This window comes from Bacillus sp. F19 (assembly GCA_023823795.1).
Lineage (GTDB): Bacteria > Bacillota > Bacilli > Bacillales > Bacillaceae > Bacillus_P.
Window position 1 is genome coordinate 564,331 of record CP085710.1, and the last position, 25,238, is coordinate 589,568.

The 25,238-nt window shown below is 39.6% G+C and carries 22 protein-coding genes and 2 pseudogenes; 13 read left to right on the forward strand and 11 right to left on the reverse strand.

Annotation, left to right across the window (positions count from 1 at the left end):
- Positions 1–754 precede the first annotated feature (754 nt).
- From treP to LIT25_03050, 5 genes are all read left to right on the forward strand, one after another.
- The gene (treP, locus tag LIT25_03030) at positions 755–2,170 is read left to right on the forward strand and encodes a PTS system trehalose-specific EIIBC component (protein USK34387.1); all 1,416 of its coding nucleotides are present in this window, start codon (positions 755–757) and stop codon (positions 2,168–2,170) included.
- 67 nt (positions 2,171–2,237) lie between these two features.
- Positions 2,238–3,923, forward strand: coding sequence for an alpha,alpha-phosphotrehalase (gene treC, locus LIT25_03035; GenBank protein ID USK34388.1), 1,686 nt, complete (start codon positions 2,238–2,240; stop codon positions 3,921–3,923).
- Between the two features lie 26 nt (positions 3,924–3,949).
- Complete coding sequence (gene treR, locus LIT25_03040) at positions 3,950–4,669, forward strand: trehalose operon repressor (protein ID USK34389.1); 720 nt, start codon at positions 3,950–3,952, stop codon at positions 4,667–4,669.
- 470 nt (positions 4,670–5,139) lie between these two features.
- Positions 5,140–6,537: an Ig-like domain-containing protein gene (locus tag LIT25_03045; GenBank protein ID USK34390.1), complete on the forward strand. Its 1,398-nt coding sequence runs from the start codon at positions 5,140–5,142 to the stop codon at positions 6,535–6,537.
- 99 nt (positions 6,538–6,636) lie between these two features.
- Positions 6,637–6,834: a hypothetical protein gene (locus tag LIT25_03050; protein ID USK34391.1), complete on the forward strand. Its 198-nt coding sequence runs from the start codon at positions 6,637–6,639 to the stop codon at positions 6,832–6,834.
- Between the two features lie 40 nt (positions 6,835–6,874).
- On the opposite strand, the pseudogene LIT25_03055 reads toward LIT25_03050, so the two are convergent.
- The 3 genes and pseudogenes from LIT25_03055 to LIT25_03065 all read right to left on the reverse strand — a co-directional run bounded on the left by LIT25_03055 (position 6,875) and on the right by LIT25_03065 (position 8,223).
- A pseudogene (locus LIT25_03055) lies at positions 6,875–7,345 on the reverse strand (flagellin).
- Positions 7,346–7,476: 131 nt separating this feature from the next.
- Positions 7,477–7,893, reverse strand: coding sequence for a VOC family protein (locus LIT25_03060; GenBank protein ID USK34392.1), 417 nt, complete (start codon positions 7,891–7,893; stop codon positions 7,477–7,479).
- Positions 7,894–8,034: 141 nt separating this feature from the next.
- Positions 8,035–8,223, reverse strand: a complete 189-nt coding sequence (locus LIT25_03065) for an NAD(P)-binding protein (GenBank protein USK34393.1) — start codon at positions 8,221–8,223, stop codon at positions 8,035–8,037.
- 175 nt (positions 8,224–8,398) lie between these two features.
- Between LIT25_03065 and LIT25_03070 the strand changes: the two genes are divergently transcribed.
- Positions 8,399–9,328: an alpha/beta hydrolase gene (locus LIT25_03070; protein ID USK34394.1), complete on the forward strand. Its 930-nt coding sequence runs from the start codon at positions 8,399–8,401 to the stop codon at positions 9,326–9,328.
- An 82-nt stretch (positions 9,329–9,410) separates the two neighbouring features.
- On the opposite strand, the gene LIT25_03075 is transcribed toward LIT25_03070, so the two are convergent.
- Positions 9,411–13,619 (reverse strand): bifunctional 2',3'-cyclic-nucleotide 2'-phosphodiesterase/3'-nucleotidase, encoded by a 4,209-nt coding sequence (locus LIT25_03075; GenBank protein ID USK34395.1) that lies wholly within the window; start codon positions 13,617–13,619, stop codon positions 9,411–9,413.
- Between the two features lie 315 nt (positions 13,620–13,934).
- Between LIT25_03075 and LIT25_03080 the strand changes: the two genes are divergently transcribed.
- Complete coding sequence (locus tag LIT25_03080; protein USK36137.1) at positions 13,935–14,453, forward strand: type 1 glutamine amidotransferase; 519 nt, start codon at positions 13,935–13,937, stop codon at positions 14,451–14,453.
- A gap of 28 nt (positions 14,454–14,481) precedes the next feature.
- Here LIT25_03080 and LIT25_03085 read toward each other — a convergent pair whose 3' ends face one another.
- Together LIT25_03085 and LIT25_03090 are read right to left on the reverse strand one after the other, a co-directional pair.
- Positions 14,482–14,646: a hypothetical protein gene (locus tag LIT25_03085; protein USK34396.1), complete on the reverse strand. Its 165-nt coding sequence runs from the start codon at positions 14,644–14,646 to the stop codon at positions 14,482–14,484.
- Positions 14,647–14,730: 84 nt separating this feature from the next.
- Positions 14,731–14,958 (reverse strand): DUF1128 domain-containing protein, encoded by a 228-nt coding sequence (locus tag LIT25_03090; protein ID USK34397.1) that lies wholly within the window; start codon positions 14,956–14,958, stop codon positions 14,731–14,733.
- 193 nt (positions 14,959–15,151) lie between these two features.
- On the opposite strand from LIT25_03090, the gene LIT25_03095 reads away from it, so the two are divergent.
- From LIT25_03095 to LIT25_03105, 3 genes are read left to right on the forward strand one after another with little or no spacing between them, the layout of a single operon-like run.
- Positions 15,152–15,622 (forward strand): low molecular weight phosphotyrosine protein phosphatase, encoded by a 471-nt coding sequence (locus LIT25_03095; protein ID USK34398.1) that lies wholly within the window; start codon positions 15,152–15,154, stop codon positions 15,620–15,622.
- 18 nt (positions 15,623–15,640) lie between these two features.
- Positions 15,641–15,979, forward strand: coding sequence for a YtxH domain-containing protein (locus LIT25_03100; GenBank protein USK34399.1), 339 nt, complete (start codon positions 15,641–15,643; stop codon positions 15,977–15,979).
- 4 nt (positions 15,980–15,983) lie between these two features.
- Positions 15,984–16,826 carry a YihY/virulence factor BrkB family protein gene (locus tag LIT25_03105; protein ID USK34400.1) on the forward strand — a complete coding sequence of 281 codons (843 nt, stop codon included), beginning with the start codon at positions 15,984–15,986 and terminating at the stop codon, positions 16,824–16,826.
- Positions 16,827–17,367: 541 nt separating this feature from the next.
- On the opposite strand, the gene LIT25_03110 is transcribed toward LIT25_03105, so the two are convergent.
- The 3 genes from LIT25_03110 to LIT25_03120 form a co-directional block, all read right to left on the reverse strand.
- Positions 17,368–17,514, reverse strand: a complete 147-nt coding sequence (locus LIT25_03110; GenBank protein USK34401.1) for a BH0509 family protein — start codon at positions 17,512–17,514, stop codon at positions 17,368–17,370.
- 268 nt (positions 17,515–17,782) lie between these two features.
- Complete coding sequence (locus LIT25_03115) at positions 17,783–18,943, reverse strand: MFS transporter (GenBank protein ID USK34402.1); 1,161 nt, start codon at positions 18,941–18,943, stop codon at positions 17,783–17,785.
- Positions 18,944–19,287: 344 nt separating this feature from the next.
- Positions 19,288–19,710 (reverse strand): pyridoxamine 5'-phosphate oxidase family protein, encoded by a 423-nt coding sequence (locus tag LIT25_03120; GenBank protein USK34403.1) that lies wholly within the window; start codon positions 19,708–19,710, stop codon positions 19,288–19,290.
- A gap of 122 nt (positions 19,711–19,832) precedes the next feature.
- Between LIT25_03120 and cax the strand changes: the two genes are divergently transcribed.
- The 3 genes from cax to LIT25_03135 all read left to right on the forward strand — a co-directional run bounded on the left by cax (position 19,833) and on the right by LIT25_03135 (position 22,543).
- Complete coding sequence (gene cax, locus LIT25_03125) at positions 19,833–20,885, forward strand: calcium/proton exchanger (GenBank protein USK34404.1); 1,053 nt, start codon at positions 19,833–19,835, stop codon at positions 20,883–20,885.
- Between the two features lie 193 nt (positions 20,886–21,078).
- Positions 21,079–21,687, forward strand: coding sequence for a membrane protein (locus tag LIT25_03130; protein USK34405.1), 609 nt, complete (start codon positions 21,079–21,081; stop codon positions 21,685–21,687).
- 94 nt (positions 21,688–21,781) lie between these two features.
- Positions 21,782–22,543, forward strand: coding sequence for a YfkD family protein (locus LIT25_03135; protein ID USK36138.1), 762 nt, complete (start codon positions 21,782–21,784; stop codon positions 22,541–22,543).
- A gap of 57 nt (positions 22,544–22,600) precedes the next feature.
- Here the strand turns inward: LIT25_03135 and LIT25_03140 are convergent.
- Both LIT25_03140 and yfkAB read right to left on the reverse strand, forming a co-directional pair.
- A pseudogene (locus tag LIT25_03140) lies at positions 22,601–23,960 on the reverse strand (IS3 family transposase).
- Between the two features lie 72 nt (positions 23,961–24,032).
- Positions 24,033–25,160 carry a radical SAM/CxCxxxxC motif protein YfkAB gene (yfkAB, locus tag LIT25_03145; GenBank protein USK34406.1) on the reverse strand — a complete coding sequence of 376 codons (1,128 nt, stop codon included), beginning with the start codon at positions 25,158–25,160 and terminating at the stop codon, positions 24,033–24,035.
- Between the last annotated feature and the right edge of the window lie 78 nt (positions 25,161–25,238).

A 25,238-nucleotide genomic window follows, 5' to 3' on the forward strand; every position in this document is an offset into this window, starting at 1 on the left:
CTTTTATAATAAACCTTGCTTTACTGGAGTTTTTTTTCATATCCTCATTTAACCTTTGCCCGATTGCTGAATAACCATTTTCACATAAGAAAGAGGTTCAGATGGCTATTTTCTTATGCGAAATAAGCTGCATTGGCAAGCAAATTATTACCCTAATCAGCATACTAAAAACCCACTGGCCAATGGCTTGTCCTCTTGCTAATTCCTATGCTAATTAAGTGGTTAAAAACGATTAAAATTACCTCGAAACGTTGATATAACAAGAAAAAAAAGCAGGTCTAATTCATATGCGAATTAGCCTGCTATTTCTAGTGCTATTTGCTGTTTTTTCTCCCTAATCGGAACCCATTATAAATAGGGAGTGTTTTTTTGTTTGAGGAAAATGGGTTTGGGCAGTCATAAATCTTCTATTAGCGGTCAGAAAAAGGGCAAGCCTATTTTAAATCAATCATGCACTGCAGCCTCAAAAAATATTAAATAGAGTGCTTTTTTGCAGGAGTTAGAGGGTATGGATAAATGAAGTGTGAACACAAGATTTACGAATGACAAAAACGGAAGGACTTGGTAATAGCGTATAACAGGATAAGCAGTCAGAAAAATGAAAACGATTACTCTTTTTTGTTGACAACATGTATATACAGGAATACAATATGGATGTAACTTGTATATACAGGAATGTGAGAGAATATAGATTGCTAACTCTTTTAGGCGATACTAGGTTATTGATGAAAACGATTACGGGAGGTTGAAATAGATGAGTGTGAACAAACAGGAAGTCCGCGATATCGTCGATGCTGTCGGCGGAAAGGACAACATTGCAGCAGCTACACACTGTGTCACTCGTTTACGATTTGCTTTGAAAGATGAAAGCAAAGTGGATAAAGAAAAACTGGAACAGATTGATATGGTTAAAGGCTCTTTTTCAACAAATGGCCAATTCCAGGTAGTGATTGGACAAGGTCTTGTTGATAAAGTTTACAAGGAAATGGCAGATCAAACGGGAATGGGCGAGTCTTCAAAAGAAGATGTAAAAGATGCAGCTTCAAGCAATTTGAATCCTCTTCAAAAAGCCGTTAAAATGCTGGCTGATATTTTTATTCCGATTTTGCCGGCTATCGTAACGGCTGGTTTGTTAATGGGAATAAATAATATTCTGAGCGGGTCGGGGATTTTCTTTGATGATAAGTCACTGATTGAAGTTTATCCGCAATGGGCAGATTTATCAGGCATTATCAACTTGATTGCGAATACAGCTTTTACATTCCTCCCAGCTCTAATCGGCTGGTCGGCTGTGAAACGCTTTGGAGGAAGTCCGCTTCTTGGGATTGTTCTTGGTTTAATCCTCGTGCATCCGGATCTTCTGAATGCTTGGGCATATGGTGAAGCTCAGGCTAAAGGGGAGGTTCCGGTGTGGAACTTATTCGGCCTTGAGATTGAAAAGATCGGCTATCAAGGGCAAGTTCTTCCTGTTCTGTTTGCCTCTTATTTACTCGCTAAAATTGAAGTCTTTTTAAATAAAAGGGTACCTGATTCAATTAAGCTATTAGTGGTTGCCCCAATTACCTTATTAGTGACTGGCTTTGCTGCTTTCATCTTAATTGGACCAATTACGTTTGCAGCAGGAAACTTTATTACAGACGGTGTTATTGCCATTTTTGATAACTTTGAAGCTCTTGGCGGTTTGCTCTATGGAGGTTTATACTCACTGCTTGTTGTAACAGGCATGCATCATACTTTCCTTGCAGTTGACCTGCAGCTTGTAGCAAGTGCTGGAGGCACATTCTTATGGCCGATGCTTGCATTATCGAACATCGCACAGGGTTCAGCAGCATTTGCCATGATGCGAATTGTGAAAGATGATAAACAAAAAGGTCTGGCTTTGACTTCAGGAATCTCGGCTTACCTTGGTATTACAGAGCCTGCTATGTTTGGTGTGAATCTTAGATATCGCTATCCATTCATCGCTGCCATGATCGGTTCTGCAATCGCAGGCCTCTTTATTACAATCAATCATGTAAAAGCATTCTCAATTGGTGTTGGGGGAATCCCTGGATTCTTATCCATTCAATCTGAATACTGGACCGCATTCTTTATCGGAATGGCCATCGCAATCGTTGTGCCATTCGTACTGACTTATGTATTTGCCAAGTTCAAGTGGAAGAAAAAATAATAAACAAAAAGGACAAGCTATTGTCCTTTTTGCCGTTTAAATCTAAAAGATGGTGGTGCATGTGAAAATGAAACAGCCTTGGTGGAAAAAATCAGCGGTTTATCAAATTTATCCGAAAAGCTTTAATGATACGAATGGGAACGGAGTAGGCGACATTCAGGGCATCATAGAAAAATTAGATTACTTAAAAAAGCTCGGCGTTGATGTTGTATGGCTGACGCCAATTTATGAATCTCCTCAAAAAGACAACGGTTATGACATCAGCGACTACTATTCCATTCACGAAGAATATGGAACGATGGAGGATTTTGAATCTCTTTTACAAGAGGCTCACGATCGCGGGATTAAAATCATCATGGATATCGTTGTAAATCATACTTCTACTGAGCACGCATGGTTTAAGGAAGCAAAATCATCAAAAGAGAATCCTTACCGTGATTTCTATATTTGGAAAGAAGGAAAGGAAGACGGATCTGAACCGACTAACTGGATTTCAAAATTCGGCGGTTCAGCGTGGAAGCTGGATGAAAATACAGGCGAATACTATCTGCATCTGTTTGACGTCACTCAGGCTGACTTGAACTGGGAGAATGAAGAAGTTCGCAGAAAAGTTTATGAAATGATGCAGTTCTGGTTTGAAAAAGGTGTAGACGGCTTTAGACTTGACGTGATCAATCTCATTTCAAAAAATCAGGATTTTCCGGATGATGACGGAAGCACAGCTCCTGGCGACGGCCGCAAGTTTTACACAGACGGTCCGCGCGTGCATGAATATATGAAAGAAATGAACAAGGAAGTTTTCTCGAAATATGACAGCATGACAGTTGGGGAAATGTCCTCTACGACGATCGAAAACTGTATTAAGTATTCAAATCCGGAATCTAGAGAACTTAGTATGACATTTAATTTTCATCATTTGAAAGTGGATTACCCGAACGGAGAGAAATGGGCACTGGCAGATTTTGATTTTGGTGCACTTAAGCAAATTCTTTCGACATGGCAGGTGGAAATGCACAAAGGCGGGGGCTGGAACGCACTGTTTTGGTGCAACCATGATCAGCCGCGGATTGTTTCAAGATATGGAAATGACGGTGAATACCGCATCGAGTCCGCTAAAATGCTTGCGACAACGATACACCTGATGCAGGGAACTCCTTATATTTATCAGGGGGAAGAGTTTGGCATGACTAATCCTAAATTCGAAAGCATCAATGAATATCGGGATGTAGAAAGCCTGAATACATTCGAAATTTTGAAAAATGCAGGGAAGTCAGAAGAAGAGATTATTGAGATTTTAAAAAGCAAATCAAGAGATAACTCACGTACACCTGTTCAATGGAATGATTCCAAGCATGCCGGATTTACAACTGGAACACCTTGGATCAAACCTGCAAGCAATTATCCGGAAATCAATGCCGAGAATGCTCTTCAGGATGAAAATTCTGTTTTTTATCACTATCAAAAATTGATTCAGCTTAGAAAAGACATTGATTTAATCACTTACGGAGATTATGAACTGATTCTTAAAGATCACAGCCAGCTGTTTGCTTATGTGCGAAACGGTAATGGAGAGAAGCTGCTGGTCATCAACAACTTCTATGAAAAGGAAACAGTATTTACTTTGCCGGATCATATTGATGCAGAAGGATATAACAGTGAAATTCTTATCTCCAACTATCCTGATTCTGCGCAGACATTAAAAGAAGTTACATTGCGCCCGTTTGAGTCCATCGTTTATCATCTTAAGAAGTAATGGTAAACTAATAGTGGTGGTTAAATATGAAAACAAACAATAAATATTTAGCAATATTTCAGGAGTTATCAGACAGGATTAAACAAGGACTTGTTAAAGTGAATGAAACGTTGCCTTCTGAAAACGAGCTCGCCGTACAATATGAGACTTCAAGGGAAACGATTCGCAAGGCCCTTAATCTTCTTGCCCAAAATGGATACATTCAAAAAGTTAAAGGTAAAGGATCAATTGTTCTCGATGTAACGAAAATGAGCTTCCCTGTTTCAGGACTCGTCAGTTTCAAGGAGCTTTCGAAGAACTTAGGAAGAACTTCTCAAACAGCAGTTGAAAAATTCGGCCTGATCAAGCCAGGCAATTTTATCATGCAGCAGCTGAACCTCGGTGCACGTGACGAAGTCTGGGAGGTTGTACGCTCAAGAAAAATTGACGGCGAGAACATCATCCTTGATAAGGATTATCTCAATCGCAGGTACATTCCTTTTTTAACAAAGGAAATATGCGAGGACTCGATCTATCGCTATATTGAAGAAGAATTGAAATTAAAGATCAGCTTTGCAAAAAAAGAAATTGTTGTAGAAGAGTGCACAGAGGAAGATTATCAGTACTTGGATTTAAAAAATTTCCAGCATATTGTCGTTGTGAAAAATCACGTTTATCTGGAAGATACAAGTCTGTTTCAGTACACAGAATCACGCCACAGACTTGATAAATTTAGATTTGTTGATTTTGCGAGAAGAGGACATTAAAAAGTCAGGCTTATGCCTGGCTTTTTTAATAAGTAAAAATGCTGAGTTTGATTGGCAGAAGACTGATAAAAAGACTGCAAAATAAACTGATAAAATATGCAGTTGAATGTATCTAGATAAAAGTAAATTCTAGGAGACAACAATGAAATCAACCGGAATGTTTAGAAAAATTGAAAAGTTAAGGAGAATTGTAATCCCAGCTGAATTACGTAGAAATTTAGATATCGAAGTTAAGTATGTGATTCTTGAGTTGAAGATTTAGTTGGTTCCTTAGTAATGAGCAGGTAAGGCTATTGCCGTGTAACAGGCGATCTTAACTTAAAGGTCTCCTGTTTTTTATTGCTATCTGAAATGCTAAGAAACATGAAGAAAAACTATTTCGTAGGTAATTAGAATTATTAGATGGTAATATTAAGCGTTTTATTGTACTATTAGAATGTTCTTAATAACGAATAAGGGAGAGGTAAATTGTGCGCAAAAAAGGTATTATTTCATTAGTGGCTGTAGGTCTATTAGCTTCATCATTGTCTGTAGGTGCTGTAAAGGCTGAAGGAAACGAGTATGAACTGTCAAAGAAGAGTATTGAACGTCAAGTTGAAAAACCACTTAAAAAAGGCATCATTGATTCTCACACGTTTAATCAACTTGAAAAAGAAACAAAAGGCTCTCAGTCCTATTTAACAAAAAGTTTAAATAAAATGGGAGTTATGAGTAGCGCCGCTGCCAGCGATGAAGAGTATGTACTTGAAAAAGAATACAATGATACTTTTAATACTGCAAATGCTTCATCGTATGAAAAACCAACTATAGGACAATTGCTTCCTTTGTATGATGTAGATTTTCACAAAGTCGTAGTACCGCAAAATGGCATGTTATTAGTGGCTGGGGCTACTAACTCCTATGCTATTGATCTAGCTTTTGCTGCTGTGCAAAAAGATTTTGTTGAGAATGATAAATTAGTATATTTAGGTTCTGAATATGAAGATGGAGTTGAGTACCAGGCATACCAGGCTAAGGGTGGCACATACTACGTAGGCGTTTTCGACAATGATAACGATTACTATGATGACAATACAGAAGAAGATTTATATGCACTCGCAACTGCATTCGTTGACAATGTGGTTCCAAACAAGCCTACTGTTAACAAGGTAGACAATAATGACAAAGTTGTTACCGGCAAGGGTGAATCTGGTGCAACGATTACAGTTAAAAATGGAAATACAGTAGTAGGTTCTGCTAAAGCTGCATCTAATGGGAATTTTTCAGTTAATATTGCTGTTCAAAAAGCCGGCACAAAATTGACAATCACAGCTAAAGATAAGGCAGGAAATGTGAGTGCAAGTGTGTCAGTAACTGTTGTAGATGTTGTTGCTCCAAGTAAGCCAACTGTTAACAAAGTTGATAATAATGACAAAGTTGTAACAGGCAAGGCAGAGGCTAACTCTACAGTTACAGTTAAAAGAGGCAATACAGTACTTGGATCAGCTAAGACACCATCTAACGGTTCTTTTTCCGTTACTATACCTGTTCAAGGAGCAGGTGCAAAATTAACCATCACAGCTAAAGATGGCGCAGGGAATGTAAGCTCAGGTGCATCAGTAACAGTTGGAGATGTTATTGCACCTAGTAAACCATCTGTTAACAAGGTAGATAATAATGATAAAGTTGTAACCGGCAAGGCAGAGTTTAACTCTACAATTACGGTTAAAAACGGAAATACAGTGCTAGGAACGGGAAAGACACCATCTAGTGGTTCTTTTTCTGTTACTATACCTGTTCAAAAAGCAGGTGCGAAATTAACGATTACAGCTAAAGACGGCGCAGGAAATGTAAGTCCAGCTGCAACTATTGTAGTATTAAAACATTAAAAACATATAATTTTATAAATATATGAAATATTGATGCCATTCTACAGAAAAGTCATAATACGATAAGATAAGATCTAACAAGGTTAAAGGAGGATCTTATTGGACCAGATTAATGATTTTTCTTGGAATGGTCACTCATTGACCAATGAAGAACTACAAATGTTTAACGAAGGATTAAAGGAACTCTTGAATGATAAAAGCATGAATAAACTAAATGAAGTGGCCGCCTACATGACCGAAAAATATGGAGAAGCTGATGGCACTATACATAGTTTTATAACAACCAGAAAAAAATAATATTAAAAAAAGAGCAGCCATTTAGCTGCTCTTTCATTTATTAACGTAGTAATTGAAGAACGCCCTGCGGAGCCTGGTTTGCTTGAGCTAGCATAGCTTGAGAAGCTTGAGCAAGGATAGAGTTCTTCGTTTGCTCCATCATAGTCTTAGCCATGTCAGTATCTCTGATACGAGATTCAGCAGCAGTTAAGTTTTCAGATGTTGTTCCAAGGTTGTTGATAGTATGCTCTAAACGGTTTTGAACAGCTCCTAAGTTAGAGCGGTCTTCAGAAACAGTGTTAATAGCATTTTGAATTTTAGTTAAATTAGCTTGTGCAGTAGCGCTATCTCCGTCTAATACTGCAAGGTCTGTTGCGCTCATATCTACTCCTAAAGTAACTGCTCTATTATCAGTCAAGTTCAGAGTGATTGTCTCACCAGCATTAGCTCCAACTTGGAAATCTAATGATGCGTTTGAACCATCTAGTAAGCTCTTAGTGTTGAATTTCGTTTGTGTTGCAACTTTGTCGATTAATAGTAGTTGAATACCGAACAGTTAGGATAAGCATAATATTAATTGAGACAGCCGCTGCACAGATAATTGCTACACCCCACAGTGCTGCTTTCCAAGACTCAGTTAACTTTGAATGCCGACGGCTAGGGTCACACTTTTCTGGTCGAACCCAGAACCTCCAAATAGTGCTGATTGTACATAATGCCTAGGATGTTCCCAAAAGGATCGACCACGGAAGCAGTGATGAACCCCTCGCCGCGCTCTGTGGGTGCCTCGTACTCTTTCGCTCCCATAGACAGCAGCTTCTTGAAAGTTGCTGTTACATCGTCGACGTGCCAGTACACTACAGCACCGGCCGGGCCGGTCGCTGATCCATCGGGCGCGTAACTGCTATCGATCAGGCCCAGCTCGTGCTGGTAGTCGCCGATGCGAAACTCGGCATATCCTGGACGTTCGAAGTATGGTTCGATGCCCAATAGCTCGGTGTACCACTTCTTTGCCGCTGCTAGATCATCCGTCCAAAAACTAACTGTGGTGAGTCCTCGTAATGTCTGTGTATCACTCATAATCGATTTCCTCCCTTAATTTGAGCAGTATATCTTGATACTCAAACTCAACTAAATAACATCTTCTGAATTACTTCGATTTACTTACGATTAATCCCTTCTCTTATTCAACAAATATGGCCCTTTTACGCAAAAAGGACGCTAATCCTTATTCCGGATATGCGGCCTTAGCTCTGAATGGTATGGTTCACGTCGCTGGAATTTTCCTGCACATTTGCCCAAATCATTACAGGCTTCGAGCACTGCCACATCGATCTGATTCATTGCTGGCAATGCAGCAGTTGCCAGCTCTCCGATTCCCCCTCCGATCACGACAATTTTTTGCTTCATTTTCCACACCTCATTCAATCTGTCATTGTACTGTTAGCATTCACAGACACCAAAGTTTCAAAATGCTCTGCATAATTTAAAAAACTTTTACAGAACTTAAAATAGCAGCTTTACATTTTTCACCTATGATGGAAGGGAATAATATGATGGGAAAAAGGGAAGTGAAGGTGATTCCATGTGGATTATTGTTTGTTCCATACTCGCCGTTTTTTTAGCTATCCTCGCTGTGTCCTGCTTTTTCAGCTGCATGATTACCATTCCTAGAAAAGTGGCATACGAAAAAACGTATTTGCTTGGAGTAGAGAGCGGTGAAATCAATACTGATATTTTTGAAAGCGCTCAAAAAGAAGAATGGTTTATCGACTCTTTTCATGGCTATCAAATTCACGGAATGTGGTTTCCTGTATCAGAGAGCAAAAAAGCCATCATTATCGCACATGGAATTACCTGGTCTCTGTTCGGGAGCTTCAAATATGTAGAAATGTTTCAAAAAAGGGGATATCACGTGCTCCTATGCGATCACCGTTTTCATGGTTTGAGCGGAGGAGATCACACATCTTTCGGCTATTATGAAAGTGATGACTTAAAAGCATGGGTGGACTGCCTTCATGAAAAATTGGGGAAGGATGCTTTTGTAGGGATTCTTGGGGAATCACTTGGAGCAGCTTCTGCCCTGCAATATGTAAAAAAAGATCCAAGAGTCGCATTTTGCATCGCTGATTGTGCATTCAGCGATCTGACAGAATTGCTGAAAACAAGGCTCAGAATTGATTTTAAAGTTAAGTTTTACCCGCTGATCTCCTGGACCAGTATTGTAACAAAGCTTCGCTATGGCTGGGGATTTGAAGAAATAAAGCCTGCCAGGGACCTTGAACATACGAAAACACCGATTCTTTTTATTCATGGAAAAGAAGATCATTTTATCCCGATGAAAATGACGCTTGATATGTATCATTTGAAAAAGGGAATAAAGCAGCTGTATTTAGTTCCAAAAGCAGGGCATGCCCAGGCTTTTTTAACAGATCCTAAAGGATATGAGAGAAAGGTTCTGGAGTTTATTTCAACTATAGAAAAGTATAAAGAGAGTGCAGCGGAGATGATATAAGGTTGAGACTGATCAGAAGGGTCTTTCAGCAATTTACTCCATAAAAATACCCCTTCTCGTTTTGAGAAGGGGCTTTTCTTCATTATTTATTCCCTAACCGTCGTCTTTGAATGAAGTAAAAAATGCTTCCTGCAAGCAAAATGCTTAAGCCTGTCAGGATAATATTGAATGAGCTTGTTGCTGTGTGAGGAAGTCCGTTTCCTCCGTTATTGTGATTGCCTTTGTCAGGGCTGTTTCCATGTCCTGGGCCGCTGCCCGGGTTATTTCCATTCCCGGAACCATTGCCAGGACCGTTTGCATCAGCTGATTCTAATACAGTAAACTCGCTGAAATGGCTTGTATACCCATAAACAGCACCGTCTTCATAGACTCCATCCAGTTTTGTAAGTTTTTCTTTTTCACGGTCCACATAATAGACTTGAGGATTTTCAGCATTTTCAACGAAGAAGGCAATTGCCGCTTCCTCTTTGAATTTAGTCAGAGCTTGTCCATCTTGTGTAAGCGTAAAGTCATATGTGTCTGTTAATGCATCTTCGATTTCTTCCGTTTTTGCAAATGAAATACTGGTTTCTTTTTCTTCAAGATTTGAAAGCGGAATATCAAGTCCGACAGCTTCATTATTGAAAGACAGACTGGATTCTTTCGCTTTTAATGCTGCGATTTGGCTGTTTGTGAACTGCAGTTCTACTGCATCAAATTCAGATGTTCCGAAAAGGTCGATCAGGACTTCATTTGTATGTTCAACATACGGAATAAAAGTATCATCAAATGTAATCGTTGCTTTATTATCTTGAACATCAACTGAAGGTGTGAAATATTCCATAATGCGTCCTTCAATTTCTGGCTGAACGGATTTTTCTGCTTCAAGCTGCTCAAGGAACACTTCATAATCTACGAAGAAAAGATCTTCAGCATAGGAGGCTTCCTTAAAGACATCATATCCGTCACCGCCGGCACCCATAAATCCATTTGTTGCAATACGGTATGATTTTTCCAGCTCTATAGCAGAGAAGGTTCCATCTTCATTCTCGACTTGAACATCCATTATTCTCTCTCCTGCAGGAAGACCTTTAGAGAAAGAGAACTTAACTCCTGCAACTTGAGGGAACTGTCCTTTTCCTTCTTCTGCCGCACTTACTCCGTGCTCAAGTGCTTCGACAATTTGCTCCCCTGTTACATCAAGAACAAATAATGTATTTCCGAAAGGCATGACCGTCAATACTTCTCCGAGAGTAATATCACCTTCGTTGATGGATTCACGGATTCCTCCGCCGTTTGTAATCGCGAGCTGAGCACCTTTTGCTTCTTTCGCTTTTGCAAGCATTCCATCAGCTATCAGGTTTCCAAGGTTTGTTTCTTTTGAACGGACGTTTTCGCGTTTCCCGTCCAGAGCAGCTTTTGTATGTCCGACTACTTTATCTTTAAAGCTGTTAATCTCTTCTTTGTAGCCATCCAACAATGCTTTTGCTTCAGGATCTTCTGCTATTGTTTCATCGATGGCAATCAGTTCTGTACTTGATTCAGCAGGAACGACTAAACCATCTTTGTTAAAGGCAACATCAAGTTTACCGAGGAACTTGCCGTAATCCTGCACTTGGGCAACAATCGTAGGCGTTTCATCCTCATCTACGACTTTTAATGTATCGACTAGTGTATGTGTGTGGCCGCCGATAATCACATCAATTCCTTCAACTTTTTCAGCAAGCTCAAGGTCTTTCTCGTATCCAAGGTGAGTAAGAGCAATTACCTTCTCGACTTTTTCTGTTTCTGTAATGGTTTTTATTGTTGCTTCAGATGCTTTGATAGCATCATTGAATACAATGTTTTCACCAGGGCTTGAAGCTTCAGGCGTATCTTCTGTTGTCAGACCGTAGAGAGCAACCTTCTCCCCATTCACATCAAGAATGATGTACGGATAGATAACACCTTCTTTTTTCAAAGGAAAGTCTTTAGGATCTTTTACTAAATCACTCAATTTTGGTTCGTTGCCTACATCTACATTGGAACTGACAATCGGGAACTTCGCTTTTTCAATAAAAGCTCTTAATACCTCAGGTCCTTTGTCAAACTCATGATTTCCAAACGTCATTGCGTCATATTGCATCATGTTCATAAATTCGACATCGGCAAGTCCGTTCCATCTAGTAAAATATAAATCTCCAGAGAATACATCGCCGGCGTCTAATAAAATGCTGTTTTCCTCTTGTGCACGAATTTCTTTTACCTTTGCAGCACGTCGGGCGACGTCATCAAGATGTGCATGTGTGTCGTTTGTATGCATAACAGTTAATTTCCAGCTGTCGGAAGGAGGCGTGACTACGGCGCCTTTTAAATCAAGGGAATACTTTGCAAACCCATCAGCTGCTTCTCCTGCATATCGGATATTTTCCGTTTTATCGGCAAAATCCTTTGCAGCCGGAGTTGATTCAAATACAACTTCAGCATCTCCCTTAATTGGAGCAATGGACCAGTTTCCGTCAGCAGAAGGGTTGATTGTCTGTTCTTCTGTAATATAGTTCATTAAGGCCTGACGGTTTTCATCTGCTGAAATGTACGCAATATTTTCTGGCTTCATGTTAGGGAATCCGCCGCCTCCGGAAGCACGGTAGTTATTAGTGACAATTAAAAACTCTTGCTCTGGGCTGACTTCCTTGCCTTCATATTGGAAGTTAACGATTCTGCTTGAATCAGCGTTTATCACTTTTCCATCGGCCGAGTATTTAGCGGGCTTTGTTACATCAATTTGATAGGTAACGCCGTCAATGACGTCAAAGTTATAAGATCTGAAGTTTGCATCAAGCAATGGCTGTTCGCCTGTTTTTGCAGGATCAATCTGATTAAATTGTCCGGCAGACATCTCTAGCCATTCCTTTACTTGAGGTCCGTTCAGCTTTATGATCTGCACGGTATTGTCGTAAAGATATAAATCACCGATATTTTTGATGGCTAAATCGCCTTTTGCAATATTTGTGTAATAGTCAGCACCGTTGCGTCCGCCGGCTTTAAACGGTGCAGCAGCGGAAAGGATCGGCAGCCCCTGTAACTTAGGATTTTCGGCAGCGATTTTTTTCGCATACCATGTTTGAGCATCGTTCACAATCTGCACTGAAGGATCATCCTGCACTAAAGCAAAGAAGCTGTTAATGGGTGCTTCTGTTGTTCCTACTGCTTTTCTTACATAGTTAAGAGTGCTTTCGTGAGTTGATTTGATTGATTTTACGATTTCTTCATCTTTAGTTGTGACAGAAGTGATTGGAGCTGGAGTTGACTGAGAATCAGTAACCGTCCATTTTCCGTCTTTTTGGCCTAATTCCAAATCGATTATACCTAAGTGGCTTCCCCAGTTTTTAGGCATGACTACGGGCACGCCATTTACTGTCCCTTTAGCATTGTCGATTTCTGCAATTCCATTGTACTTTTTGTCTCCGGGGAAAAGACCATGCTGATGACCTGATACGATTGCATCAATGCCTGGTACTTCTTTAGCCAAATCAAAGACCATATTTTCAGATCCTGCAGCCTGCGAAGCGGTCTCTATTCCAGTGTGAGCCATGACAACAATCAAGTCTGCACCTTTTGCCTTCATTTCAGGTATGACCGTTTTGGCTATTTCAACTATGTCTTTTGTGACAACTTTTCCTTCAAGATGCTTCTTGTCCCAAACGTTGATTTGGGGAGGGACGAAGCCGGTGTATCCAATTTTAACGGTATGCTTATTGCCGGTATTATCAATAAGTTCTTTTTCTTTAATATCGTATTGTTTGAAATAAGGCTTGTCAGTTTGAGCATCAAAAATGTTTGCACTTACCACAGGGAAGTTTGTCCCTTTGAGAGAGCCGTTAAGATAGTCTAATCCATAATTGAACTCATGATTTCCAAGCGTGCCTGCATCATACTGAAGGGTGTTCATTGCGTCGAAAATCGGATTTGTTTTCGTGCCGGCTGCTATATCAGCACCTAAATTTTTATAAACATATTCACCCAGCGGATTTCCTTGAATAAGATCTCCGTTATCTACTAAAATACTGTTTTTTGCACTTTTTCTGTAATCATCAATTAAAACAGCTGTACGGGCTAATCCGTAGCTCGCCGTTTCTTTATCTGAATAGTAGTCATAGTCCATAATGTGGGCATGAATATCGGTTGTTTCCATCAAACGCAGATCAATTGAGGGAAGCTCCTCAGCAGCTGTATTTAATGCCGGGAAGGGGAGAACACTGAGTAAAACAAGGAAAGCAGCAAATGAATTGAATAATTTCTTGCCAAACGTATTGCTTATTTTTCTTTTCACAAATATCCACCTTTCAGTATTTTTCACAACATTTAAATTTTATAAATATTTCGACTATAAATCCATGAGTATTTTGTCATTTATTGTTAAAATAAAGTAAAGATTATCAAAACTTTGTATTTACATTTACCGACTTTTAATGGATATAAATGACAGTTATTGAAGATTTTTTTGTTTTTTGAAAATGGTTCGTAGTTAAAAAGAACTTGTATATCTATAAAAAATTTCATTCTTGAAACTAGCAGCCTTCATAATTCGACAAGAGCATCTATACCGTCTTGTGTTTTGTTTCTTTTACAAAGGATAGATTTAAAAATATTAATTAAAAAAATTGCTGTCGTTGTAAAGGATCATTTTGAGGACTCTGAATATACGGAGCCTGCAAAAGCTTATCAAGAAGCTTTTCACCAATTGACTGTTATCGAAAATGAAAAAGGCAAAACAGTAAAAGGGAAACAAGGACAGGAAACAATCAAGGCAGATGCATCGATTGATGAAGTAAATGCGGATGACTTTAATGCGCTGTTTATTCCAGGAGGTTTTTCACCAGATATCCTGCGCGCTGATGATAAGTTTGTCACATTCACGAAAAAATTCATGGATGATAACAAACCGGTCTTTGCTATTTGTCATGGTCCTCAGCTGCTCATTACAGCAGAAACGCTTAATGGGAGAGATGTAACAGGGTATAAATCAATTGCCGTTGATTTAAAGAATGCCGGTGCAAATTTCCATAATAAAGAGGTTGTCGTATGCGGAGATCAGCTTGTGACAAGCCGCACGCCTGATGATCTGCCTGCTTTTACACGTGAATCGGTGAATCTTTTAAAATAAAAAAATAGCCCGCGCACTAGGCGCAGGGCTATTTTTCATCTTCGAGATCCGGATTCTCCGCATTTGGGAGCGGATCTATATTTATAGCATCTTCAGTGTGAATCGCAGTCTTAAGTGAATAAATAATAAAGACAATACTAGTAATCAATAACAGGAATAAAACAATTGTTGCAAGCCACCACATTGCAGCCATTTTTCAGCCCCCTTTGTACACATATATGCAAAAGGGGACGTGCTTTAGAATCTTTTTTATTCTTTTTAGAAAGGAAAGTCCGATTTAAACTTTGCGGAGGTTTCCAAGCTCTTCAACAATAGCCTGCATTTCATTTGGTGAAAATGTATTCTTCTTCATGACTAAATCGTAAATATCCTTCAATTCTTCATACATCTCTTCGTCAAAATGTGACGGTTTAATCGCTCCGATGTTAATGACGCGCAGTTTTTCTTTAATTTGTTCAATCATGTATTCTACGTTTTCAACTGATTTTTCTGATAGATTATTCAACTGAATTCATCCTTTCGAATTTTCCCATTTAAGTATTAATTATTGTAACATGTTTTATATAAATAAAAGATGCTTATTATAAAATCACTTGTGTAAAGAATAGAGAAATGTACCATAAATAGATCAAGAGGAATCATACATATAAAAAGGCTTGTTTTTTATGGCTCATTGTCTTGTTCGCAGGAGGAAAATGATGATTAAAGTAGTATTTGTTTGTTTAGGGAATATATGCCGATCCCCGATGGCAGAAGGAATAATGAGGCACTTAATTGAGGAGCAGGGTCTAAGCAGGGCTATTGTGACAGATTCAGCCGGAACAGGGGACTGGCATATCGGACATCAGCCCCACGAAGGAACAAGGAAAATTCTTGATCATCACAAAATTGGGTATGAAGGGATACAGGCAAGAAAGGTGACCCTTGATGATCTCATGGAAGTCGATTACATTATTGCGATGGACAATGAAAACCTTGGGTACTTAAGGAGGCTTGCGGGCTACTCCAAAACCGGCTATGTCGGAAGGTTAATGGACTTTGTGCCGGATTCAGATCTGGCAGACGTACCGGATCCTTATTTTACAGACAACTTTGAAGAGGTTTACGAAATGGTGTATACAGGATGTTCTCATTTGCTTGCGCGTATTAAAATAGAACATAACTTATAAGAAGAGGGGTTATTTCAGATGAGTAATGAATCGAACAGTTTGTTTCTAAAAGGCCTATTTGCCGGTGCAGCGGTTGGAGGAGCACTTACTCTTCTCCATAAGCCGACAAGAGATCAGTTTGTTGCACAGGGAAAATCCTTAAAAGACAAAACAGCCCTTTATTTTGAAAATCCGTCTCTATTGACAGAAGAGATCAAACAGCAGATTGATCAGGCAAAAAACGTGATCCAGGAAGCTAAAGAAGATATTGAATTTATCAATGAAAAAATAAATGAACTAAAAGAAACAACACCTCAAATGATAGAAATGATAGAAGAAACAAAAGAAAGGTTTATTACAGATCACAAAGAGAGGTGAAAAAATGAAAAGCGTGAAGCAGCACCAGCATACACAGAAATCCATCCTGAGAGATCTGTTTGAGCGTTTTTCAAAAGATGAAATCATTGGCCTTTCGGCAGAACTCGCCTATTTCTTTTTACTTTCTCTGTTTCCGTTTTTAATCTTTTTAATGACTCTTATAGCCTTTCTTCCGCTTTCTCAGGAAGATATACTGAATTTTCTTGCGCAATATGCACCAGGAGAATCCGTTGCTATTATCAAAGAAACATTGGCTGAAATCATCAGCAATTCAACTGGAGGATTGCTGTCGTTTGGGATCCTTGCCGCTTTGTGGTCTGCCTCAAATGGGATTAATGCTATTGTCCGTGCCTTTAATCGCGCCTATGACGTCTCTGAGAGCAGATCATTTATAGTAGCAAGGGGCATGGCGGTTTTGCTTACAATTGCGATGGTTTTTGTCATTTTAGTTGCCCTGCTTTTGCCTGTATTCGGGAAAGAAATTGGCATGTTCCTTTTTTCTGCATTTGGACTGTCAGAAGAATTTTTAACCGTGTGGAATATGGGAAGATGGATTGTCAGTGCGATTATTTTGTACATTGTTTTTACAGCTCTTTATTTCTTTGCCCCGAATAAGCATTTGCATCTGAAGGATGCAATGCCGGGTGCTGTTTTAGCAACAATTGGATGGGCCTTCGTGTCATTTGCCTTTTCTTATTATGTCGGGAGCTATGGCCATTACAGTGATGCCTATGGGAGTTTGGGCGGAATCATTGTTCTGATGATCTGGTTTTATCTTTCCGGAATGATCATTATGATTGGCGGAGAGTTAAATGCCATTCTATACAAAAGAAAAGGGTCTCATTAAAATTTCCAAGGATTGTGTGTCATAGAGAGCGGAAAATAGTGAAATAGTAAAGAAGAAGACATGATCTTCAAAATCTTGCTGGGCAGGTGAATCTTCATGGCAAAGCATACGAAAAAAGGTGGAAGCCATAACAAGCAGAATTCAAAAAGCAAGCCGCAGCATAAAACAAGTGGCAGTGCAAACGGTCAGAACGGCTACCACTAAACAAAAAAAGCAAACCGCAATTGTGCGGTTTGCTTTTTTTTCTGTCTGTCGCCTAAGGTTTTCTTCTGAAATCAAGCTGATTCTGCTATTAAATCAGGATTAATGCTAAATAGAAAAGAATTCGGCCAGGTAATTTAATTACTGGCTATATGAACGGCTAAATTAAATTTAATATCGGCTAAATAAAATGGGAAATCCGCTAATTAATGGTGAATTTCTGCTAATAAAATGGCGATTTCGGCTAAATGATTGCCTCAGCAGCGAAGCTGCCGCAAAAAAAAGCAAATCGCTATCCCTGCGATTTGCTCTTTTGGTAACGGAGGTTCCGCTTTTCGTTTTATTCAGCAAGCTGAATATAACTATGATAGGCCGATGAATAAATATGCTCGATATCCTCATCAGTCATATACATCAATGTTTCTGTTTCGATATCCTTCATTTTTGCGATAAATTCGATCATGTTTTTGCGCTCTTGTCTTTTCATAATAATAATTCCTCCTGTTATAGTATTGTTATGATACAGAATGTATTTGTTAATACTATTATATAACAGACAATTCAAAATGTTCAACCTATATTTTAAAAAAACCGCCAATTTTTTAGAGATTAGGGAGTATGAAATTTTTGCGCTTACATGTCTAGCTCCATCGCCTAACTCCTCGGCCAGAACGGATCCGCCAGTAAAGGAAAAAAGCGCCTTTTTGGCGGATCCTTATCTGTCTTTCGGAGCTAAACAGGCGCTTGCGCTTTTCTTAATTATTGGCGGTTTTAAAAGCAGGCTGCTTAAAGAAAGCGGTCGTTATGAAAATAAGGAGCAAAATAAAGCTGACTACATGAAAAAAATTAGCCGATGCCACATGCTCAATATATAATCCGCCTAAAAAAGGACCGGATATGCTTCCGATGCTGAAAAAGATGCCGCACAGCAGGTTTCCTGCAGGAAGCAGGTTTTTAGGAAGCAGATCAGCCATAAAGCTGATGCCAAGCGAAAAAGTGGATCCAACAAGCATGCCAGCTGTAAAGAAACAGATAACGAGCGGAATGAGTGTGTCTGCAAAGCTTGCGGCCATAAAGCTAATAAATCCAAACAGCATGACGAATAAAAGGGTATTTCTTCTTCCAAAACGGTCGCTGATGATCCCGAGAGGAAGCTGAAAAACAATGGCTCCGATGGCAAAGGAAGATAAGATAATGGAAACAGATGAGACATCTATTCCTGTCCGAAGCGCATAGACAGGGTAATTTCCGTTAAGAGAGGCTTCCAAAAAGCCATATCCGAACGTAGGAAGAAATGCGACCCATGCAAGCTTTGAAGCTTTTGCAAAGCGTTTTGCTGTCCCAAAAAATGAAGTCGATCCCATGTCTTGTTCAGGAAAATCATTCTTCAGGAAAAAGACGAAAGCCCATGCGATTAAACTAATGCAGCCTGAAAGAATAAAAGGCAGGCTTGGGCTTATTTCAGCAAGCGGTACCATAAGCGGCCCTGCTGCAAAGCCAAGTCCAAAAAACAGTCCATAAAGAGAGATATTGCGGCCGCGTTTTTCCTCAGAAGAGATGGATGTAATCCATGTTTGCGTTGAAAAATGCAGCATGTGATCGCCTACACCGATTAAAAGCCTGAGTAAAAACCAGAACCAGAATGACTGAATCCAAAGAAAGCCAAACAAGCTGAGACCAACCATGATTCCTCCAACTAAAATCAGAGGCTTAAAGCCAAACCGCTTCAAGGGCCCTTCCATAAAAGGAGAGGCAATTAAAACACCTATGTAGAGCCCTGTGGCATGCAATCCATTGACAGATGAGGAGTATCCTTCCTGCTCAAAGATGATGGCAATCAATGGGAGAAGCATTCCCTGTGAAAAACCTGAAATAGCGACAATACTGACGAGTATAGCGAATTTGAATTTCGGCATAATCTTGACTCCTTACTCTATTTTCCATCCTGAATGTTACACTCATTATTCAAAGCAGACAATAAAAAATTGCATTTCCTTTTCGGGTCAAATGTTTTTCGGGTCTGATGCATAAAGAAAGGGATGATGACAGTGGAATTTAAAATGAGGGAAGCAGGATTCAGCGCAAATTTTGAATACGGGGAACTGCATGTTGCAGGAAATGAAGAATATGGTTTTCGTCTCTATAAAGTTGATTAAGCTTGCCAGAAAGAATTGCCTAATGGTGCGTTTTAAGACAGCATTAACATTATTGAAACGTTCGAAATCAAAAAATGAGACTGTGCATATCGCACAGTCTCATTTTAAAGTTCGATGATTTCAGGTTCGCTTCCCGCTTTTTGATAATACCTGATTGATTTAGGGGTTATTTTTAAAAGTAAGTAGTTTGGATCGTCTGGTCCGGAAATCCACTCTTTTAACTCCCCGTTCCAGAATTTTTCTTTTAATTCGGCAGATTCTTCTACAGAAGCACTGCCTTCTATTTCTGCATAATCATTTTTCCAGCAGTCGCCTTCAAAGCCGAGAAGAACATGAACGCTTGAATTGCTTTCAATATCTTCTGCCTTGTGGGTATCTTTGTTTGTGGCTGTATATAAAGTTAGTCCATCGTGGAAAAACAGCATGAACCTGGAGAATGGTTTGTTTTGACGGATTGTGGCAAGTGTGCCGATTTTGTGTTCTTTGAACATTTGCAGAACTTTTTCATTAGCTTCACTCATATTCATTCACTCCTTTCATATCTTTCATTAATCTGCATCAAATACGTCTTTTCATACGCAGCAAAAGCGTGTGGTTTAATTTTTAGCAAAAAAGAGAAAGAATAAGTAGAAGAAAGGGTGAGAATGAAATGAATCGAATCTTTTTTATTGTTGTAATGGCAGGTGTTCCTCTATCAGTTATAGGGAGTCTAATGCACTGGCCGCAGATCCTCATGTTTGCCGTTTATTGTATTACTATTATTGCTCTTGCCGGCTATATGGGAAGAGCCACAGAAAGCCTTGCAATCGTGACAGGTCCACGGATAGGAGGACTGCTCAATGCTACGTTTGGAAATGCTGTTGAGCTGATAATCTCTATTTTTGCGTTAAAGGCAGGTTTAATTGGAGTGGTGCTTGCCTCTTTAACAGGCTCTGTTCTTGGAAATTTGCTTCTTGTAGCCGGACTGTCGTTTTTCGTAGGCGGATTAAAATTTAAAAGGCAGGAGTTTAATGTATACGACGCGAGGCATAATTCGGGTCTATTAATTTTCGCTGTTGTTGTGGCATTTGTGATCCCTGAAATTTTTGCAATGGACATGGATGAGGCAAAAACGTTAAACTTAAGTATAGGTATTTCAGTTATTTTAATTATTTTATATTTAGCAGCCTTATTCTTTAAGCTTGTTACTCACCGCGGTGTTTATCAGCATAAAACAGATGAAATCGAAGATCACGAGCAGCCTGAATGGACTGCTAAAAAAGCATTGGTTATTCTATTGCTTGCTACAATTGCTGTAGCTTACGTTTCGGAGAATCTCGTACATACATTTGAGGCTGTTGGCGAGAGCTTCGGCTGGAGTGAACTCTTCATCGGGGTCATTATCGTTGCAATTGTCGGAAATGCTGCTGAGCATGCATCAGCAATCATTATGGCATATAAAAATAAAATGAATATAGCAGTCGAGATAGCGGTAGGATCCACCCTGCAGATCGCCATGTTTATAGCACCGCTTCTGGTCCTGATTTCCTTAATGTTCACAAAAAAAATGCCGCTTGTCTTTACAGTGCCGGAATTGATTTCAATGGTAACGGCCGTTCTGCTGACCATTTCCATTACGAGTGATGGGGACACCAACTGGTTTGAAGGGGCAACCCTTCTGGCAGCTTACTTGATTATGGGCATCGGTTTTTATCTTTTGTGAAAAAAAGGGACTCTGTGCAAAGCACAGAGTCATTTTTACGTGTAGGACGAAACAATTAGTAAGAAGCTAACCCTCATGAAATCATGTGAGTTATTATAAATGTAGCATATCGTTTAAAAAATGTAAATATTCAGTTTTTAATTCTCTGCTGCAAAAGAGGACATACATATAAAGATAAAAGGGGATGGAGAGCATGATTTATCGATTGGCCTTTTATGTAATCGGTTTATTTGTTTTGGCATTTGGTATTACACTGACGATTAAAGCAAACCTGGGAGCTGGAGCATGGGATGCATTAAATGTGGGATTAACCGATCAAATCGGCTTAACAGTCGGCAGCTGGATTTTTATTGTGGGAATCATAATTATTTTGTTAAACGCTGTTCTTATGAGAGAAGCTCCAAAGGTACTCGGCGTCGTTACCATTTTATTGATTGGCTTTTTTGTTGATTTCTGGATGCTTTCTATTTTTCAGGATATCATCATACAAAATCTATTTTTAAAAGCAGTCATTTTATTTTTGGGGATTTTATTAATAGCAATTGGAGTTTCTATTTATCTTCAAACCAGCTTCCCTGCAAATCCGATTGACCAGCTCATGCTGACGCTGCATCAGAAGTTTGGACTAAGTCTGATGGCTGCAAAGACGATTGGTGAAGTGGGTGCGCTTGTTCTTGCTCTTTTATTTGCAGGTCCTATTGGCCTTGGGACAATCATTATTACCTTCGCAATCGGACCGCTGATTCAGCTGTGCAATAATCCTGTAAACGCGGTTATTGGAAAATGGGTGGCGAAAACTTAGTTAAAAAGTTGGATAAAGAAGTAAGAGCTTGAAAACAATAATTGTAAAGCAACCGAAAGGGGTTTAGGAAATGAGAAAATGGATGCTCGTTTCAATGGCTTTGCTCTTATCAATTAGTTTTTCAAGCTCTGTTTTTGCGGCGAACAAAGCAAAAGTGCCAAGCTCTGTTCTGGATATCTCCAAGGAGAATACGTATCCGAACCCAACTCAGGATCTGCCGTATCTTCAGCCGAGTGAATTTGCTCAAGGCCTGATTGAAACATCTAAAATTCCGATTGAAAATCCTAATTTAATTCGTCTCCTGAATGAATCAACAATCTCTGATAATCCGCTGTCAATCGGATACAGAGCAACGATTTTCCTCGGGCAATGGGCATTAAATTATGAATCAAGCGAAACCGCTGTTAACTGGGAGTTCCAGAAAATCAATACAAATTTCTTTGATAACCGCGGCGGCAAGGCAACAACTCAAATATATTATAAGCAAGAAGCCCAAAAGCAGGTAAAAGGCGGATTAACTGCTCATATTCCCAGTGAAGATGATGTGAAAAAAATGATGCTTTTGAAGGCGATGAAAAAGACAAACCTGCCTTTATCGTTTCAGACAATTATCGGAACAGGATCAAAAAAAGAACAGATCTATAACATCCCGCCAAAAAGAGTCGGATATTTAAATGCATACGCACCGGCAGTCAATGAAAAGGGCAAAGTAACATACGGCGAAGTCTACTTAGTGTTAAAAGGAAATAAACGAAAAATTGCAGTTCAAAATGTGACATCCCAGGGAATTGGGGCCTGGATTCCTGTTCAGGATCACGCTTCTTTCGGATTTACCGTTTCAGAACAACCGAGATAATCAGAAAAGCGAGCCTTCACAGTGAAGTGACCCCTAAAAGTTAGACACAAGATTTCGTTAAGCTACTTGTTGGGCAAGAGTCCGGTATTGTACCGGGCTCTTGCCTTTTAATTTTGTCTTAATTCGTTTGTGGTTATAGTAATGGATGTATTTCCTTAGTTCTTCTTTGAAATGTTCCACATTTTTGAAGTCTTGGTAATTAAGGAATTCTGATTTTAGAATGCCAAAGAAATTTTCAATGACCGCATTGTCATAACAGTTCCCTTTACGAGACATGCTTTGTATGATGTCCTTTTTCTTCAAAGCCAGACGGTATTTCTTCATTTGATAGTGCCATCCCTGATCCGAGTAAATGAGTAACGTATCTTCTTTGCGCTTTTTTCTTAGGGCTTTATTTAACATACTCGATACAAGGGAATAGGTCGGTCTAGAGCCAATCGTATAGGTGAGAATTTCGCCATTGTATAAATCTAGCATAGGTGAAAGATACAGTTTTTCTCCAAATAATTTGAATTCGGTAATATCGGTTACCCATTTCTCATTCGGCTTGGACGCCTTGAAGTTCCGATTTAGCACATTTTCGGCAACCTTGCCTGCTTCACCTTTGTACGACCGATATTTCTTTATGCGGACAAGGCACTTCAATCCTAGTTCTCTCATAAGTCGATAAACTTTCTTATGATTAACATGCAGTCCTCGGTTGGCTAGCTCAGCACGAATACGCCGGTACCCGTATCGGCCTTTATGTTCATGAAAAATCTCTTTAATCACCGTTTTTAATTCAGCATCTTTATCTGGGCGGTCAAGCTGTTTCGTCAAATGGTAATAGGTACTGCGAGGGATACCCGCAAGCTTTAAGAGTGATTTCACCGGGAATTCCTGCCTCAATTCATAGACTACTTTCGCTTTGTCTTGTTTGGTGATTTTTCTTTGTTCTGAACTAAGGCATTCAACTTTTTTATATAAGCAAGCTCCATACGTAATCGTTCATTTTCAGCCTGAAGAGCTTCAATAGATTCTGCCACTGGTTCTTTTATCTCAGATACTTTTGGGATTTCTTTTTCATCGATGACCGCCCCTTTTCTCTTGGAATAAGGCCGTCCACTCCTTGTGTGTCGAATAATCTCTTCCATTGAGTAATCGTAGAGGGAGATTGAATTTTAAAGATCGCAGCTGTCTCACTGAGGGACGTCCCGTGTTCGTTCATATAGGTAAGTACCTTTAGTTTATCGTCCAAAGAATAGGTTGTATATCGTTTTTTAAACGCCTTTTCTCCGTTATATTGATACTGCTGGATCCACCTATGAAAAACCCCGTGAGCTACTCCTATGGATATTGCGATCGCTTTGTGCCCTTCTGTGCCATTAAGATATCGCTTAACGGCATTTACCTTTTCCTGCTCTGTAAATTTAGCCATAAAAAAACTGCACCTCCAAATGTTAGATCGTGTCTAACATTTGGGGGGCAGTTCAACAGCGGCTCGCTTTTTTCATATAACAGATTTTCTTTTTTGAAAGTCAAGATCCTGATAGTAACTATTCTTCACTAAAAGGTTTGGACCAAGACATGAAACAGCCGGGCAATGGCAGTTAAGCTCGCGGGCAAGCTTAGATTCATTCCAGCGGTTATAGGCGGATTGGAGCGTATCATTTTGAATGTTGCCAAGCTCCGGTGTATCTCCAAAGTCTGTTACAATGATATCTCCATTAAAAATATTGACATTAAGCCTTGAACGGCCGTCAGGATCATTGCGTACTGTTACGTTCTTGCTTTCCCGAAGTCTTCTGATCAGTATTATGTCTTCTTCTTCGTCACTGCAGGCGTAAAAAGGCAGTGTGCCAAACAGCATCCACACATCTTCATTTCGTATATCAAGCAGCTGATGAATAGCTGCTCTGACTTCTTTTAAAGAAAGTGTCTCTAGGGCACTTGCGAAATCAGAGGGATACATTGGATGAATTTCATGACGCTGGCATTTCATATCATTCACGATTTGCTCGTGAATTTTTTCAATATGAGGCAATGTCCGCTTATTCAGCATCGTTTCTGCAGAGACCATAACTCCTGCATCAACAAGTGCACTGCTGTTTTCAATGATTCGATCAAAATAAGCAGTGCGCTGTTCATAAGTTGGCTTGCGGTCCATCATCGCAAATCCGCCTTCTGCAAAATCATCGAGCGTTCCCCAGTTATGAGAGATATGTAAAACGTCCAGGTATGGAGCAATTTTTTCGTAACGCGCCAAATCAAGCGTCAAATTTGAGTTTATTTGCGTACGAACCCCACGCGCGCGGGCATACTTTAGTAAAGGAAGCACATAATTGTCTACTGATTTAAGCGACATCATTGGTTCTCCGCCAGTAATACTGATCGACCTGAGCGTTTCTGCTTCGTCAAGTCTTTTTAGGATTAAATCAATCGGCAATGCTTTCGGATCTTTCGGGGAGAGCGTATAGCCTACAGCACAATGCTCACAGCGCATGTTGCACAGAGTCGTTGTCGTAAATTCAACATTTGTTAAGGTTAATTTGCCATATTGCTTTATATCTAAATAAGCCTCCCATGGATCATAAGAAGGTGTAATGGGCTGCAGTATATTTCCAGTTGATGCATTCATTCATAAAACTCCTTTTTCAAGTTCACATAGAGAACATTCTATCATGAACATCATATTTTGGAATACCTTCTCCGAATG

What these genes read in the sequence shown, in the direction of transcription:
- treP (USK34387.1), top strand. Translation starts at nt 755, where the DNA reads ATGAGTGTGAACAAACAGGAAGTCCGCGATATCGTCGATGCTGTCGGC.
- treC (USK34388.1), top strand. Translation starts at nt 2,238, where the DNA reads ATGAAACAGCCTTGGTGGAAAAAATCAGCGGTTTATCAAATTTATCCG.
- treR (USK34389.1), top strand. Translation starts at nt 3,950, where the DNA reads ATGAAAACAAACAATAAATATTTAGCAATATTTCAGGAGTTATCAGAC.
- LIT25_03060 (USK34392.1), bottom strand. Translation starts at nt 7,893, where the DNA reads ATGAGTGATACACAGACATTACGAGGACTCACCACAGTTAGTTTTTGG.
- LIT25_03065 (USK34393.1), bottom strand. Translation starts at nt 8,223, where the DNA reads ATGAAGCAAAAAATTGTCGTGATCGGAGGGGGAATCGGAGAGCTGGCA.
- LIT25_03070 (USK34394.1), top strand. Translation starts at nt 8,399, where the DNA reads ATGTGGATTATTGTTTGTTCCATACTCGCCGTTTTTTTAGCTATCCTC.
- LIT25_03085 (USK34396.1), bottom strand. Translation starts at nt 14,646, where the DNA reads ATGGCTGCAATGTGGTGGCTTGCAACAATTGTTTTATTCCTGTTATTG.
- LIT25_03095 (USK34398.1), top strand. Translation starts at nt 15,152, where the DNA reads ATGATTAAAGTAGTATTTGTTTGTTTAGGGAATATATGCCGATCCCCG.
- LIT25_03100 (USK34399.1), top strand. Translation starts at nt 15,641, where the DNA reads ATGAGTAATGAATCGAACAGTTTGTTTCTAAAAGGCCTATTTGCCGGT.
- LIT25_03105 (USK34400.1), top strand. Translation starts at nt 15,984, where the DNA reads ATGAAAAGCGTGAAGCAGCACCAGCATACACAGAAATCCATCCTGAGA.
- LIT25_03110 (USK34401.1), bottom strand. Translation starts at nt 17,514, where the DNA reads ATGAAAAGACAAGAGCGCAAAAACATGATCGAATTTATCGCAAAAATG.
- LIT25_03115 (USK34402.1), bottom strand. Translation starts at nt 18,943, where the DNA reads ATGCCGAAATTCAAATTCGCTATACTCGTCAGTATTGTCGCTATTTCA.
- LIT25_03120 (USK34403.1), bottom strand. Translation starts at nt 19,710, where the DNA reads ATGAATATGAGTGAAGCTAATGAAAAAGTTCTGCAAATGTTCAAAGAA.
- cax (USK34404.1), top strand. Translation starts at nt 19,833, where the DNA reads ATGAATCGAATCTTTTTTATTGTTGTAATGGCAGGTGTTCCTCTATCA.
- LIT25_03130 (USK34405.1), top strand. Translation starts at nt 21,079, where the DNA reads ATGATTTATCGATTGGCCTTTTATGTAATCGGTTTATTTGTTTTGGCA.
- LIT25_03135 (USK36138.1), top strand. Translation starts at nt 21,782, where the DNA reads ATGGCTTTGCTCTTATCAATTAGTTTTTCAAGCTCTGTTTTTGCGGCG.
- yfkAB (USK34406.1), bottom strand. Translation starts at nt 25,160, where the DNA reads ATGAATGCATCAACTGGAAATATACTGCAGCCCATTACACCTTCTTAT.